The 14,965-nt window shown below is 46.2% G+C and carries 12 protein-coding genes; all 12 read left to right on the top strand.

The window, feature by feature from the left end; translation table 11 throughout:
* Positions 1-60 precede the first annotated feature (60 nt).
* The 12 genes from AZI87_RS13565 (at position 61) to AZI87_RS18040 (ending at position 14,927) form a co-directional block, all read left to right on the top strand.
* Complete coding sequence (locus AZI87_RS13565; RefSeq protein WP_063208241.1) at positions 61-873, top strand: N-formylglutamate amidohydrolase; 813 nt, start codon at positions 61-63, stop codon at positions 871-873.
* 94 nt (positions 874-967) lie between these two features.
* On the top strand, positions 968-2,389 hold the full coding sequence (locus tag AZI87_RS13560; RefSeq protein WP_063208238.1) for a cytochrome c biogenesis protein ResB: 1,422 nt from the start codon (positions 968-970) through the stop codon (positions 2,387-2,389).
* Positions 2,386-4,023 carry a cytochrome c biogenesis protein gene (locus AZI87_RS13555; RefSeq protein ID WP_063208235.1) on the top strand — a complete coding sequence of 546 codons (1,638 nt, stop codon included), beginning with the start codon at positions 2,386-2,388 and terminating at the stop codon, positions 4,021-4,023. Before AZI87_RS13560 ends, AZI87_RS13555 begins: the two co-directional genes overlap by 4 nt.
* A 184-nt stretch (positions 4,024-4,207) precedes the next feature.
* Positions 4,208-4,738, top strand: coding sequence for a cytochrome c3 family protein (locus tag AZI87_RS18210; protein WP_063208232.1), 531 nt, complete (start codon positions 4,208-4,210; stop codon positions 4,736-4,738).
* 16 nt (positions 4,739-4,754) lie between these two features.
* Positions 4,755-7,892, top strand: a complete 3,138-nt coding sequence (locus tag AZI87_RS13545) for a TAT-variant-translocated molybdopterin oxidoreductase (protein ID WP_063208230.1) — start codon at positions 4,755-4,757, stop codon at positions 7,890-7,892.
* Complete coding sequence (nrfD, locus tag AZI87_RS13540) at positions 7,889-9,250, top strand: NrfD/PsrC family molybdoenzyme membrane anchor subunit (RefSeq protein WP_063208227.1); 1,362 nt, start codon at positions 7,889-7,891, stop codon at positions 9,248-9,250. Before AZI87_RS13545 ends, nrfD begins: the two co-directional genes overlap by 4 nt.
* Entirely contained in the window at positions 9,250-9,774 is a 525-nt protein-coding gene (locus tag AZI87_RS13535; protein WP_063208224.1) for a DUF3341 domain-containing protein, read from the top strand. Before nrfD ends, AZI87_RS13535 begins: the two co-directional genes overlap by 1 nt.
* A 2-nt stretch (positions 9,775-9,776) precedes the next feature.
* Entirely contained in the window at positions 9,777-10,355 is a 579-nt protein-coding gene (locus AZI87_RS13530; protein WP_063208221.1) for a c-type cytochrome, read from the top strand.
* Positions 10,356-10,363: 8 nt separating this feature from the next.
* Positions 10,364-11,563, top strand: coding sequence for a hypothetical protein (locus AZI87_RS13525; protein ID WP_063208218.1), 1,200 nt, complete (start codon positions 10,364-10,366; stop codon positions 11,561-11,563).
* Positions 11,564-12,950: 1,387 nt separating this feature from the next.
* A complete protein-coding gene (locus AZI87_RS13520; protein ID WP_063208215.1) occupies positions 12,951-13,508 on the top strand; it encodes a hypothetical protein in 558 nt (185 codons plus the stop codon).
* Between the two features lie 186 nt (positions 13,509-13,694).
* Entirely contained in the window at positions 13,695-14,237 is a 543-nt protein-coding gene (locus tag AZI87_RS13515; protein ID WP_063208212.1) for a hypothetical protein, read from the top strand.
* Positions 14,238-14,384: 147 nt separating this feature from the next.
* Complete coding sequence (locus AZI87_RS18040) at positions 14,385-14,927, top strand: hypothetical protein (protein ID WP_081112232.1); 543 nt, start codon at positions 14,385-14,387, stop codon at positions 14,925-14,927.
* Positions 14,928-14,965: the final 38 nt, after the last annotated feature.

Here is a 14,965-nt window from a genome sequence, read left to right as displayed (position 1 = left end):
TCTATTAAAGTTTTGCCTATGCCTGCAAAGAGGTCAAGGTGGAAGCACAAGGAGTAAAGCATGGCTGAAAATGAAGTTCCTTTGATCGTGACGATTCCGCACTCAGGTGAAAAAGTGCCACCGCAAACGCCATGGCTGAATTCATTGCCGGAAGAAATCCTGATGTGCGATGTGGATCGTTACGTCGATTTTCTATATGAACCCGCTTTGCACAAGCTTCACATTCCTTTGGTGAAAACGGAGTGGCATCGTTATGCGGCGGATTTAAACCGCATTCCTGACGATGTGGATGCGTCGTCGGTGGTGGGCCATGCCAATGCTGCAGGAATGCACAATCGCGGCTTTCACTGGGTTATTACAACCTACAAACATGCTTTGATGAAAGAACCGATGAGTGTTGAAACTCATAATGAGCTTGTGAAACTTGTTTACGAACCGTTCCATGCCGGTGTTCGTCAGCTTTATCAAGATCTTCATGCCAAAGGATTCAAAAAGACCTTTCATATTGATGCGCACAGCATGCCTTCAGTGGGCACGAGTGAGCATCGTGACCCAGGAGAGCTTCGCGCCGACATCGTCGTCAGTGATAGCAAGGGAAAAAGCTGTGATCCGCGATTCAAAGACTTGGTCATTGCCGCTTATGTGACGGCTGGATTCAAAGTCGGCTACAACTGGCCGTATTTTGGTGGACGTGTCACAGAGCAGTATGGTGATCCTCGTCGCGATCAGCATACGCTGCAGGTGGAGATGAACCGCGCCCTTTACATGGATGAAAAAACCAAAAAGCTCAAACCCGAAGAAGCGAAGAAAGTTCAGGAGAAAGTTCTGTTTGCTTTGAGCTACATCCGCAACAATCTGATGCACATAATGTAGGGCGTCGAACGGAAAAAGGCGTAGTCACCAAAGCCGACTTAAATTATTGATAGCAGTGAAGAAATACTACTGGCTTTCAATAAGGATTTTCTCTTTGAAAAAAGCGGACTCATCACTGCTGTCGACAATAAAAAAGTACAACCGTCCGTTGGCTTCTTTGAAGCTGGCCGTTTTCATCATTCTTTCAATTGCTGTGATCACGGCGGTCGGAACTTTTGTTGAAGCCAAATACGATGCGTATGCGGCCCGCAAACTTGTGTACGACACCTGGTTTATGTACACGATCATGGGTCTTTTGGTGATCAACCTGATTGCGGTGATGTTAGATCGTTTTCCTTGGAGAAAACGTCACGCGGCCTTCGTGCTTGCGCACATCGGTATTATCATCCTTTTAGCTGGAGCCTATTTAACCATGGAGTTCGGTCTTGATGGATCGATGCGCGTGGGGATTGGTGAAACCAACAACTTCGTGCAAACTTCCGAGACGGATTTAGTCGTGTATACGTCTTTTGACGGAGACCGCTATTCAAAAACGTTAGAACAAGAAGTGGATTTTTTCAGAAATCCTCCTTCTGAAAAAAAGCCCTACGTGATTCCGGCTTACGAAGGTGAAATTCGTATCGTCGACTACAAAAAATATGTGATTCCTTCAAAAAAAGTTTTGCCAGGCGATGAGGGTAAAAACGGAGCGGGTTTGCGCTTCCAACTGCAAAATCCCAACGTGAATGTGATCGAGTGGTTGGTGCAGAAAAAACCAAACAATCTGACGACGCATAATTTTGGTCCCGCGCAAATTCACTTAGGTCCCGCGCCTGAAAAACCGCGTGGTGCCAACGAAATCTTTTTAACTCCTGAAAAAGACGGTCTTCGTTATGTGGTTTTCCAGAAAGACTCTGACAAGCCTTTGAAAAAAGGTTTTGTCAAAGAAGGGGACGTCTTTGATCCCGGCTTTAAGATGGCTTTGTCCTTCCGTGTTCTGCGCTATCTTCCAACGGCGAAAGAGGATTGGGATATTCAAACTCTGGAAAGACCCACGCCAATGACGACAGCGGCAATTAAAATCATCTTTGACGGTAAAGAGAACTGGGTTCTTTTGAACGATATGGTGAAGCTTTTCACCACGAACTCTGTCTATCTTTTGACATATGGAAACCGTCGCATCGATATCGGTTTTCCGCTTAAGTTGAACAAGTTTCAAGTGAGTCACTATCAGGGCACCATGCGTGCGATGGCGTACGAAAGTTTAGTACAGGTTCCAGACATCGGCGAGCATGTGATTTCAATGAACGAACCGTTAAAGTACAAAGGCCTTACGATTTATCAAGCCAGCTTCCAAGAGGACAACGGTCAACCGGTGGCCTCTGTGTTTTCTGTCAATCATGATCCTGGTCGTTTCTTAAAGTACCTAGGGTCTTTGATTTTGAGTTTGGGAACTATTTTACTTATGTGGTTTAAGCATCTGGATTTTAAAATTGCGCGCAAATCCCAAAAGAATGACGACGGGGTGAATTCATGAAGAAGATCTTATTAGTGGCCATGACTTTATTCATGGCGGTTTCGGTTTTCGCCAAAGATGGCGATGCCTTGAAGTATCTGCCAGTTCAAGATGGTGGACGTATTAAACCGTATGACAGCTTCTCTCGCGAGATGTTGGAAATCGTTTACGGAAAAACGAAGTATGAAGGTCGTGCGGCGACTGAAATCGTGATGACGTGGATGCTTTCTCCGCAAGCGTGGCAAGATAAGAAGATTTTCGAAGTTCGTAATCACCAAGTTTTGACTTCGATGAATCTTCCAAAAGATCAGCGTTACTTTTCTGGCGAAGAGCTTTTTGCCGGTGATCGTTTCAATCTTCTTCGCCAAGAGTTGCAAGCAAAACGCGATACAAAGGAAAAGCTAAATCCGTATTTCCAAGCCTTGCAACGTTTGGAAAACCAGTACTTCGTGTTTCAGGAAATTGCCGCCGGTCGCATGTTGAAAATCGTTCCGCCAAAAGAAGGGGACGCTTGGGTTTCAGTTGCTGACATGGATGCACCGATGCAGGAAAAGTTCATGGAGTTCACAAAGGCCTTTGTGAACCATATTGGAGCTGTAGCTGCGGCCTCGGATACAAGTGCTACCGGAAAAGAGTTGGATGCGAAAGTAGCTGCCTTTGAGGAAGCAGCGAAAGCCAATAATCCCGCGCTTTATGATCACGCTACAAAAATCAAAGCGGAAGTTCACTACAACAGTTTTCATCCGTTTCGCTGGGCTTACATCTTCTATTTCTTAGGCTTTATTGTTCTGCTTTTAGTTTGGACATTGAAAAAAGAATCTTTGATGAAAGCGGCCTGGGTCTTTATCGGTTTGGGTTTCATCTTAAATACTTATGGATTCGTACTTCGCATGTACATCATGGATCGTGCGCCGGTGACGAACATGTATGAAACCGTTGTGTGGGTCGCCTGGGGGACCGTTCTGTTTGCGGCGATATTGGAAATCATTTACAAGTTTCGTTTAATCCTTGTCGCGGGAACTTTGGTCGGGACTTTTGGATTGGTGATCGCGGATTTTGCGCCGGCAGTTCTTGATCCAACGCTTCAGCCGCTAGAGCCTGTTTTGCGCAGCAACTACTGGCTGACGATCCACGTGATGACTATCACTATCAGTTACGCCGCGTTTTTCTTAGCGTTTGGTTTAGCCGACATCGGTCTTATCTATTACTTGCGTGGCGAAGAAAAATTCCAAAAGGAAATTCGCGCGATTGTTTCAGGAATCTATCGTTCGATGCAAATCGGGGTGGCGTTCTTGGCGCCAGGAATTATCTTGGGTGGTATTTGGGCGGACTATTCTTGGGGCCGTTTCTGGGGCTGGGACCCTAAAGAGACGTGGGCTTTGATTGCTTTGCTAGGTTATCTAGCGGTCCTGCATGCTCGCTATGCGGGATTCATCAAAAATTTCGGTATGGTTGTTACGGCGGTGATCACGTTCTCGCTTGTTATCATGGCATGGTACGGAGTGAATTTTGTCCTTGGCGCAGGGCTTCATTCGTACGGCTTTGGTGCAGGCGGAGTCGAATATGTCTCGGCATTCGTAGCAGCACACATACTCCTCGTCATCTATGTAGGCATAGTACGTCGAGGAAAACAGACAACACAAACAACAAACTAAGTTGGTGACCGCTGAAACTTCGGTTGAGGCGGGTGCTTAAGGATTGAGCGGAAAAGTTCGAAGTCTCCCTCTTTTTCAATATGCTTGCAAAAAGAATATGGACAACTGGACTTTTCCACCATTAAATAAGAGCAAACTAAAATTAGGACAGCATTCGTTTGTCTTTGGCAACAAGAAGCGAAGGATGATTATGCATCGAGGTTTCAATATAGTCGCGTTGTTAAGCGCGCTCATGATTTCAACACTTCTCACGGGTTGTAAATTCCAGCCTGGGTTTGGTTACAATAAAGGATATGCTCCAGAACAGCCGATTCCTTTCGATCACTCTCTGCACGTGGGAACTCACAAAATTCAATGTCAGTACTGCCACAACCAAGTGGAAAGAACGAAGCATTCGAATATTCCGGCTCTTTCAACTTGTATGAATTGCCATCTTCAAGTTGCAACTGACAAACCAAGCATTCAAAAACTTCGTGAAGCTTATGATAGCGGCGGCTCTGTAGAGTGGGTTCGCGTTCACATGCTTCCTGACTTTGTTCACTTCAATCATAACGCGCACATTGCTAAAGGTGTGAACTGCCAAACATGTCACGGTCCTATCGAGACAATGAAAAAGGTAGAGCAGTTTTCAGACCTTTCAATGGGATGGTGTGTGAACTGCCACCGTCAGCCTGAAAACAAAGCGCCGATCAACTGTTCAACTTGTCACTACTAAGGTTTCGGAAGGTACCATGTCTGAAATGCATCATGACCATGATAATGAATTAGAAATGAAAAAAGCGCTTCGTCCTAAAATCGAGCGCGACAACAAGTATTGGCAAAGTCTTGAACAATGGAGCAATGATCCTGAGTTCAACAAAGCTGCTGAAACTGAGTTTATGTCTTCACCTCTTCGCGAAAAAGACGGGGAAGACGGTTGGGCCCGTCGTGAATTCTTGAAATTGATGGGTGCTTCTATTGCTATGGCGTCAGCGGGTTGTATCCGTCGTCCTGTGCAAAAAATCGTTCCTTACAACAAACAACCTGAAGAAGTAACTTTGGGTATTGCGAACTACTACTCATCGGCTTACTTCGACGGTAACGATGCTTTGGGTATGTTGGTAAAAACTCGTGAAGGCCGTCCTATCAAGATTGAGCCGAACGAAGGTCACCCTTTCAGCCAAAGTGGTTTGAGCATTCGTTCTCAAGCTTCTGTTTTGCACCTTTACGATCCAGAAAGATTGAAAGGTCCGCAACGCAATCTTTTCAATGAAAAGAAATCCAATAGCCAAGTTATCGACGTAAAATGGGAAGAGTTGGATAAGAAAGTTGTTGAGCAACTTCAAAAAGGTGGCGTGACTGTTTTGACGGCGCCTATCGCTTCTCCGGCAACTCGCGCGGTGATTGGTGATTTTGCTCAAGGTTTCAAAGCCAACCACGTAGTGTGGGATGCATTCTCAAACGAAGACGTGCGTGAAGGCCAAAAAGCTTCTTACGGCGATGACGTCGTTCCAGCTTTCCGTTTTGATAAAGCGAAGATGATCGTGTCTATTGACGCGGACTTCTTGGGCACTTGGATTTCTCCAACAGCATTCACGAACCAGTTCGTGAATGGCCGTAAAGATATCAAAAATATGAATCGTATGGTGTCTTTTGACTCCAACTATTCATTGACGGGTGCAAATGCGGATATTCGTTTCAGAATCAAACCTTCGCAACAACTTGATGTTGTGATGGGTCTTCTTCACGAAATCATCGTTAAAAAAGGTGCCACTGGTTACGCAGGCAATGCGTCTGTAAAATCAGCTTTAGCTCCATTTGCAGATACAGCGAAAAAATTGGGTTTTGATCCAGAAGCTTTCGCAAAAGTAGCTGCAGATCTATTGGCAAACCAAGGCGAGTCTTTGGTTGTTGCTGGTGGTATCCAAACTTGGACTGAAAAATCTCGTGAACTTCAAATTGCAGTGAACTTCTTGAACACTGTCTTGGGTAACGAAGGTAAGACCGTTGAAGCGCGCGGTGGAAATCCGGCATTAAAAGGTTCTTACGCTGATTTGTCCGCTCTTATTAAAGACATGAAAGATGGCAAAGTTAAGACTTTGATCATCCACGGTGTGAACCCTGGATTTGTATTGCCTGCGGAAATGGGCTTTGCAGATGCCGTGAAAAAAGTGGAAATGGTTATCTACACAGGTGACCGTATCGACGAAACAGGTGTTTTCGCGGATTACATCACTCCAGACAACCACGCGTTGGAATCTTGGAATGACATGGAATTGACAGCTGGAGTTTACTCTATCTGCCAACCAGCGATCCGTCCAATGTATGACACTCGCTCTTTCCAATTGTCATTGATGACTTGGGCGTACATCGCGAACCAAGGCCCATCACGTCTTCGTGATTATGAGACGTTCTATGACTACCTCAGAGTTTTCTGGAAATCAGACATCATGCCTAAAGTGGGCAAGGGTGACTTTGAAGATTTCTGGCAAGAAACTTTGCAAAAAGGTTACGCGGGTCAATTGAGCTCGGGTTCTTCGGCTCGTTCTTTCAAAACAGATGCTTTCACGGCTATTAAGCCAGCGAATGCACAATCTGGTTTTGAATTAGTTCTTTATTCAACTCCACAAATGGGTGACGGCTCCTTGAACAACGTTTCTTGGTTGCACGAACTTCCAGATCCTGTAACTAAAATTGTTTGGGATAACTACGTGATGGTTTCTTTGGCTGCGGCTGAGAAACACGGTTTGAAACAAGCTTCTGTCGTTGAATTGACAGTGGGTGGAAAGAAACTGGAACTTCCAGTTCACATCCAGCCAGGTTTGCATGACGAAGTTCTTGCAGTAGCCGTTGGTTTCGGACGTACACGCGTAGGTAAAGTTGGTAACGGTATCGGTAAGAATGCATTTGAGTTGGCGACAGCAAAAGCCGGCCAAATGATCTTTGCTGGTCAAACAGCGACTTTCACAAAAACAAATAAAAAATATGAACTTGCTTGTACGCAAGGTCACCACTCTATGGAAGGCCGTAACATCGTTGCGGAAGCAACGAACAAAGACTATGCGAAGAGCAAGTCAGCGGGCATCCACAGACATCACACTTGGTCTATCTGGTCAGGTCACGAATACAGCGGCCACAAATGGGGTATGGCTGTAGATCTTCACACTTGCACGGGCTGTTCTTCTTGCGTGATTGCATGTCAATCCGAGAACAACGTTCCTGTAGTAGGTAAAAAGTACGTTCTTGAAGGTCGTGAAATGCACTGGATCCGTATTGACCGTTATTACACGGGCAATCCTGCGGAAGCTGAAGCGGTTTTCCAACCAGTTATGTGTCAACACTGTGACAATGCTCCGTGCGAAACGGTGTGTCCGGTTCTTGCGACTGTTCACTCTGATGAAGGTCTCAATGACATGGTTTACAACCGCTGCGTAGGAACTCGTTACTGCGCGAATAACTGTCCTTATAAAGTTCGTCGTTTCAACTGGTTCAACTATGCGAAACACATCGAAAAGCCACTTCACATGGCTTTGAACCCTTCAGTGGGCGTTCGTACTCGCGGGGTTATGGAAAAATGTACGTTCTGCGTGCAAAGAATCCAAGACGCGAAGACAGTGGCTCGCAATGAAAAACGTCAGTTGAAAGACGGAGATGTTAAAGTAGCCTGCCAAACTGCATGTCCTGCAGGTGGTATCGTATTCGGTGACTTGAATGATCCGAATTCACAAGTGGCGAAGATCTTTAAATCAGAAGAACGTGCTTACGCTCTTCTTGAAGAATGGCATGCAGCACCTGCTGTGCGCTACCTTTCTAAGATCCGTAACAATGATAAAGAATCAACTGGTGGCCACAAAGGTCACGGTACTGCAAAACAAGGTGAGCACTCATGATGAAGCGTAGCCCATTAGTCCTTGGCAATAAGACTTTAAAAGACGTTACAGACGACATCTGTGCACCGGTGGAAAGATTCCCATCCAAAGGTTGGGTGGGAATGTTCCTGGGCGCGAAGACGTTGTTACTATTCTACATCGCGATCTTGGCGAGCGTTGTGGGTGTTGGTATCGGTTTGCTGGGTGTAAACAGCCCGGTATTCTGGGGTACGATGATCGTTACGTTCGTATTCTGGATCGGTATCGGTCACGCCGGCACTCTGATTTCTGCGGTTCTTTTCTTGTTCCGTCAAAAATGGAGAACATCGGTTGCGCGTACTGCGGAAGCGATGACGGTCTTCGCCGTTATGACAGCGGGTCTTTTCCCGTTGCTTCACACAGGTCGTCCTTGGCTTGATTACTGGTTGTTCCCATATCCGAACCAACGTGGTCCATTGTGGGTGAATTTCCGTTCGCCACTTCTTTGGGACGTTTTCGCCGTATCTACATACGCGACGGTGTCGATGGTGTTCTGGTACATCGGTTTGGTTCCTGACTTTGCAACTATCAAAGACCGTGCGAAGAACAAACTTCGTCGTACCGTTTACGGCGCGCTTTCTTTGGGATGGCGTGGAACTGCGAAGAACTGGTCACACTATGAAATGGTGTACTTGATCCTTGCAGGTCTTTCGACTCCGCTAGTTCTTTCCGTACATACGATCGTATCCTTCGACTTCGCGGTTTCTAACTTGCCAGGTTGGCATACAACGATCTTCCCTCCATACTTCGTTGCCGGAGCGATCTTCTCTGGTTTCGCGATGGTTGTGACGTTGATGACTTTGGTGCGTATCGGATTCCCTGAATTCAAAAACTACGTCACTCTAGATCATATGGAAGTCATGAATAAAATCATCATGACGACAGGTATGCTAGTTGGTTACGCGTACGCTTCTGAGTTCTTCATCGCGTGGTACTCTGGCAACCAATACGAGCGTTTCGTATTCGTCAACCGTGCTTTCGGTCCTTACGGTTGGTCTTACTGGGTGATGGTATCTTGTAACGTGTTGATCCCTCAGTTGTTCTGGTTCAAGTCAATGCGTCGTTCAATCCCGGTGATGTTCGTTGTTTCTATCTTCGTAAACATCGGTATGTGGTTTGAGCGTTTCGTAATCACGGTAACTTCTTTGCACCGCGATTTCTTGCCTTCAAGCTGGGGCATGTACGCATGGTCTTGGTTCGATACGGGTGTCCTTGTTGGATCGTTCGGTATGTTCCTGACCTTGTTCTTGTTGTATCTACGTTTGTTCCCTGCGGTTTCTATCGCGGAAGTGAAGCCTGTACTCCATGTTGGTTACGATGAAAAAGGAGGGCACCACTAATGGCTAATAATTATACAAAAGGTATCGCTGGTATCTGGGAAGAAGAACATTTGATCTTGAAGGCCGCTCGCAAAACTCGCGAAGCGGGCTTCACAAAGTTCGAAGCCATCTCTGCTTATCCTGTTCATGGTATGGAAGAAGCTTGTGGAATTAAGAGATCTTGGATTCCTTATGTGACTTTCACCGCAGGTTGCGTGGGTCTTTTGGCAGGTCTTGCATTGACGTATTGGACGTCAGCAGTGGACTGGGCAGTGAACGTGGGCGGTAAACCGTTCTTCTCATTGCCAGCCTTCATTCCTATCATGTTCGAATTAACAATCTTGTTTGCAGCTCTTTGTTCAGTGGGCGCTTTGTTCTATGCGTGCAAAATCCCACGCATCGATCCACCAAGCATTGACCCTGATTTGAGCTCTCATAAATTCGCGATTTTCATCCCGCACAATGACATTGGCTACGATGAAACGAAGATCGAGAGAATGTTCAAAGAACTGGGCGCAACTGAAGTTAAGAAGACGGAGTACTAATAATGAGAAGCCTCGTGAATTTATCAATGGGTGTAGCAGCAGCAGGCTTGGCAGCATTAGCCCTGTCTAGCTGTGGTCCTCGTGGCAACAAAGCCAACGTAGAACTGATCCAAGATATGATGGAATCTCCGGCAATCAAAGCTCAGGAGTACGACGAAACATCTCCTCATCACAGCGGTATGCGTGTTCCTCCTGAAGGAACTGCTCCGGTAGGTTTTGAACCGTACCGTTACGCGACCGATGTTGAAGGTGCATCTAAGAATTTGAAGAACCCACTTGCGGGCCAAATGGATGAGACGACTTTGCTTGTAGGACAAAAATACTACGAGACGAACTGTGCGATCTGCCACGGCTTTAAAGGTGAAGGCGGCGTTGCTGCGAAATCTTCAGTTTCTGAAAAAATGGCTTTGAAACCACCAGCGGTTGTCAGTGATAAAGTGAAAGCATGGCCAGATGGACATCTTTACCACGTCATCACGATGGGCCAAGGTGTGATGGGTCCTTACGCGGCTCACATCCCGCAAAAATACCGTTGGCAAGTTGTTAACTACATTCGCTTCCTAGAGAAGCAATCTAAGTAGGGTTGAAGATGGGCGAACATAATCACGTAAACCTTCATGTGTCTAAATTCGAAGCTCCCGCGAAATTGAAAACGTTGAGCTTCGCGCTGATCGCGATCGGTCTTTTGACTTTCGTTGTTGGCTTGATGAAAAACCAAGAAAGACTTTGGACTTCGTACCTAGTGGCTTTCTTCTTCTTCGCATCTATGGCGGTGAGCGGACTTTTCTGGGTGGCTATCAATAACGTAGCTAAAGCTGGCTGGTCTGTCACTATCCGTCGTTTTGCTGAAGCAACAACTTCCTTCATTCCAGCGATCTTGATCGGTGGCTTGGTGTTGTTGGTGGGTTTCAAAACTCTTTATCCTTGGGCGAACCAAGAAGTGCTTGATGCAAGCCCGGTAGTAGCTGCAAAAACGGCTTACCTAAACACCGGCTTCTTCGTAGTACGTCTTTTCATCTTCGCTTTGGGTTGCATGCTTTTCCGCTACATCATCGTTGGAAATTCATTGAAGCAAGACCAAACAGGTGACGAAAATCTGACGAATAAGAACGTTTCTCCAGCAGTGGCGTTCATTGTTTTCTTCGCTTTGGCGTTCTCTTTCTTCAGCGTGGATCTATTGATGTCGTTGTTGCCAACTTGGTACTCAACGATCTTCGGTATCTACACGTTCTCTGGTATGTTCCAAGCGGGAATGGCTTTCTTGGCGATCGTGATTGTTCTTATGAGACGTCATGGTTTTGTTAAAGGCTATGTCACAGATGAGCACCAGCACGACGTTGTGAAGTATCTTAAAGGCTTCTCAATCTTCTGGGCCTACATTGCGTTCTCTCAATTCATGTTGATTTGGTACGCAAACTTGCCGGAAGAAACTGAGTACTACATCATGCGCTCTCAAGGCGGATGGATGGGTGTTTCCTTGGCTCTTTTGATCTTCCGTTTCGTAGTTCCATTCTTGGCATTGCTTCCTCGCGGAGCTAAACGCAATGGCAACCACGTGATCCTGGTATCAACAATTGTTCTTATCATGCAATACGTAGACATCTACTGGATGGTGTATCCGAACTTCTTCGATGGTCATGTGACTTTCGGTTTCTGGGAGATCGGTATCTTTGCTGGATTCGCAGGCTTGTTTATTCTGACTGTTATGTCTTTCTGGAGTAAGCATAGTTTGGTTCCTTTGAAGGATCCTAGAATTCATGAGGCGATCAACCACCACGTCGCGTACTAAGCGACTCGGGACGGGCTTGGGCAGAGGCTTTCTGCTTTGAAGCCCTTCGGACACATCCTCGCGCGAAGGGAGCTCTTTGTGGCTCCCTTTTCTTTTTTCTTTTGTTTTCTGATTGCTAGTTTGGATTTTCGGGCGCTGCGGAACTTGGGCTTCAAAGCAGAAAGCCTCTGCCCAAGCCTGTTCCCGGGGCTTTTGCGTTGTTTTTTCTTCGAGGGGTTTTAGTGGGCTTTTCGGAGGGTAGAGGCTTCGTGCAGATGCGCTTTCGCGCGTATGTGGGGTCGGCGGGTAAAGGTACCTGCTTCCTTTTGTTTTGAAAGGGTGCTGGTAATCTTTTTTTACTTCCACCGTGGAAGTAAACTTTCTAAAAAAGTTGCTTCCCTTTGTGCTCGTTCGAAGGGTGTCACAGTCTCTTTCTAGAGATGAAACCGGCTTTTTTTGCGTGCTAACGGTACTCAGTTCTTTTCAATTAAAAGATAAGTGCTTTCCTATTGTTTGAAGATGGTAGATTGATTTTTTTACTTCCATCATGGAAGTAACTTTCTGCGTTTCTTTCTGGATTTCCCATTTGTATTTGCCAATGTCTAATGGCGGAACGGCTTGAGTGTATGGCGCTTAAAAGCACTTCTATCCTTGACGCATGTGCTTACTGCCACGATGGCAGTAAGTTTCTTCTCTGGAGAGACCCGCTTCGTATCGTCAGCGGTTGGAGCGAGTACGGTACTCAAAGGTACCTGCTTCCCTTAGTAATGAAAATGTACCAGGTTCCTTTTTCTTTAGAAGGTGCTTGTTTTCTTTGAAGATAACTCTGCTATCGCTCTGACTTGGACGATGGAAGTAAGCTATCGCTTCTTGTCTCGAAAGGGCGTGTTTTTGATTCGTATTTAATAGGCACTTACCTGAACAAATGGCGCTCGACTCTTCAATTTAGCATCAAGAAGGTCTTCTCAATCCGTCTTAACGCATTTGCTTACCGCCACGGTGGCGGTAACTGTCTCTCTTTAAAAAACTGTTCGTATCGTCATAGTTGGACCGAGTCGATATTCGTTCCTCACTTGAATCGTGGTGGTTACTAACTTCTCCTCATCGGAGATGAATGCGCTTTCGGATATACAAAAGTACCGACTCTTCTCATTGGGAAAGTGCCGAGTTCAATAGCTATTACGTCCCCTTTGTAAGTTAACTTTCCCCTCGTTCGCTCAGAGACGGCTGTCGCTTTTTCGTAGGTGTCTAACTTGTTTTCGGTTGAGGGTTTGGGGGCGAAGTCCCAGATAGCTTCTATTGATTGTGAGGTTTATTTTTTCGGGTTTCGTTGTGGCCTCTTTATTGCTCCTTGGGGTTCCGGATTATTTTTTTAGGTCGTTAACCAATTCTTTACTAGGGAGCGTTTATGATTACTGGTTTTAGAAAAGCCGTTGTTTTGGTGCTAGGTTGTTGTCTTTTCCTTGGAGTGTCTGCTCAAGCGCAGAACCGTGGGGATCGTGAGTCCGAGCGTGTTCGTATTCTTGAGTCGAAGGTTCAGCAGCTTGAAAGCCTGATTTATAATTTGAATCAGCGTGTTTCTAATCTTGAGTATCGTGGGACACCGACTTTGCCTCCTCCGCCGGTGCCGGTTTCTGAAGTGGCTTGTATGATTACGGATAGTGGTTATGGCAAGGTTTTCTTGGGTAAGGGACGCACGAAGCTTGAGGCGGAAGCTAAAGCTAAGGAAGTGTGCGGAGCTAACGTGCATGCTACTTACTGCAACAATACTTTGAAGTGCAGTGATCCGGTACAAGATCGCGTTATCCAAGGCGCTATCTGTGTTGTTACCGATTCTGGTTACGGTAAGACGTTCAAAGGTGAAGCTAAGAGCGTTCTTGAAGCTGAGTACAATGCTCGTAAGGCTTGTAACAACGCGGTTCATGCTACTTACTGCAACACGAATGCTCGTTGCGATACTTTCTAATTTTCGTCGAAATTCTCTTCTTCAAAAGCCTCACCGAATCGAACGGTGGGGCTTTTTTATTTCCCACATGAACTGGTAAACGCCGGTGTATTTTTGACTCTTTCGTACTTGGCTTTGTTATTGCTTTAAGGGATTTTGTCTTACTTCTTGGTGAAGTTTGGTAACCACTGTTCTTGGGGGATCGCGATGTCTGTACTTAGAAAATCACTGGTTTTGGTTTTAGGTTGTTGTCTTTTGCTGGGTGTTTCTGCTCACGCGCAAAGTCGCGAGGCCGAGCGCATTCGTATTCTTGAGACGAAGGTGAGTCAGCTCGAAGGACTTATCTATAATTTGAACCAACGTGTTTCTAATTTGGAATATCAGACGCCTCCGATGCCGCCGCCGCCACCTCCGATTGTAGAAGTGGCTTGTATGACGACGGACACTGGTTACAACAAAGTATTTCTGGGGAAGGGGCGCACGAAGCTTGAGGCCGAAGCGAAAGCTAAAGAGTCTTGTGGCAATTCAGTGAATGCCGTTTACTGCAATGGCTCTGTGAAGTGCAGCGACCCGGCTCAAGATCGTCTGACTCAAGGGGCTCTTTGTGTTCTTACAGATACTGGGTATAACAAAATCTTCCGTGGAGAAGGGCGTTCTCCAGTGGAAGCAGAATACAATGCACGTAAAACCTGTGGAAACTCTGTGAACCCCGTGTACTGCATGGCCTCTGTTCGCTGCGAAACATTTTAATAATTACGCTTTATTCATTCTTCCAAAAGCCTCTTCCACAGAGGCTTTTGTCGTTTTCCGACTAGACTGCTGTATTTTTCCCTAAGAAATCTCTGACTCTTGAAACCGCCCGTCGTCATCAACGACCATGAAAGAGCAGGGGGGATCATGCGTATAGCGTTGTCTGTTTTCTTTATTTTATCAGTCTTACTGACTATTGAAAGTGTGGCCGCGACATCTCAGAAAACTCAACAGCTTGTCGATCAATATCATTCTGAAAAGGCTCTTTGGGCAGTGATGTTAAACGCGCCACGACCGCGTCCACTTCCTGATGAGCCTTCTCAACCTGCTCCGCCGACAAAGCCCAATCCTCCGCCAAATCGGCCACCGAATTGTCCTCCTCCCGGGGGCTTTCCTAGTGACTGTATTGAGGCCGTTTGCAATCAGATGAGTCGCTTTGAGTGTGATGACCGTCAAGATATGCTCGAGGTCGCGCGGGCCTGCCATAACGTAAACGGAGATTGCATTCGCACGGTCTGCGGAAAGGTCAGTCGTTTTGCTTGTGATGAGAAGTTAGAGCTCTTTGAAGTCACATCAATGTGCCGAGGACTTTATGATTCATCTTGTATTGAGTATGTCTGCTCACGTGTTTCACGCTTTGATTGCGACGAGCTTTCAGAGATTCGCGAAATAGCGCAACAATGTCGTTAAGGGAAAGTACGAAAAGCCGAAGGCCTTTCGTACTTTGA

Origin of the sequence: Bdellovibrio bacteriovorus (assembly GCF_001592745.1) — a bacterium.
Taxonomy (GTDB): domain Bacteria; phylum Bdellovibrionota; class Bdellovibrionia; order Bdellovibrionales; family Bdellovibrionaceae; genus Bdellovibrio; species Bdellovibrio bacteriovorus_B.
This window is presented reverse-complemented; position numbering and strand designations above follow the sequence as displayed.

Excerpts from the sequence above, each read along its gene's own strand:
- nrfD (WP_063208227.1), top strand. The coding sequence starts at position 7,889 with ATGATGAAGCGTAGCCCATTAGTCCTTGGCAATAAGACTTTAAAAGAC.
- AZI87_RS18210 (WP_063208232.1), top strand. The coding sequence starts at position 4,208 with ATGATTATGCATCGAGGTTTCAATATAGTCGCGTTGTTAAGCGCGCTC.
- AZI87_RS13515 (WP_063208212.1), top strand. The coding sequence starts at position 13,695 with ATGTCTGTACTTAGAAAATCACTGGTTTTGGTTTTAGGTTGTTGTCTT.
- AZI87_RS13545 (WP_063208230.1), top strand. The coding sequence starts at position 4,755 with ATGTCTGAAATGCATCATGACCATGATAATGAATTAGAAATGAAAAAA.
- AZI87_RS13555 (WP_063208235.1), top strand. The coding sequence starts at position 2,386 with ATGAAGAAGATCTTATTAGTGGCCATGACTTTATTCATGGCGGTTTCG.
- AZI87_RS13525 (WP_063208218.1), top strand. The coding sequence starts at position 10,364 with ATGGGCGAACATAATCACGTAAACCTTCATGTGTCTAAATTCGAAGCT.
- AZI87_RS18040 (WP_081112232.1), top strand. The coding sequence starts at position 14,385 with ATGCGTATAGCGTTGTCTGTTTTCTTTATTTTATCAGTCTTACTGACT.
- AZI87_RS13565 (WP_063208241.1), top strand. The coding sequence starts at position 61 with ATGGCTGAAAATGAAGTTCCTTTGATCGTGACGATTCCGCACTCAGGT.
- AZI87_RS13530 (WP_063208221.1), top strand. The coding sequence starts at position 9,777 with ATGAGAAGCCTCGTGAATTTATCAATGGGTGTAGCAGCAGCAGGCTTG.
- AZI87_RS13520 (WP_063208215.1), top strand. The coding sequence starts at position 12,951 with ATGATTACTGGTTTTAGAAAAGCCGTTGTTTTGGTGCTAGGTTGTTGT.
- AZI87_RS13535 (WP_063208224.1), top strand. The coding sequence starts at position 9,250 with ATGGCTAATAATTATACAAAAGGTATCGCTGGTATCTGGGAAGAAGAA.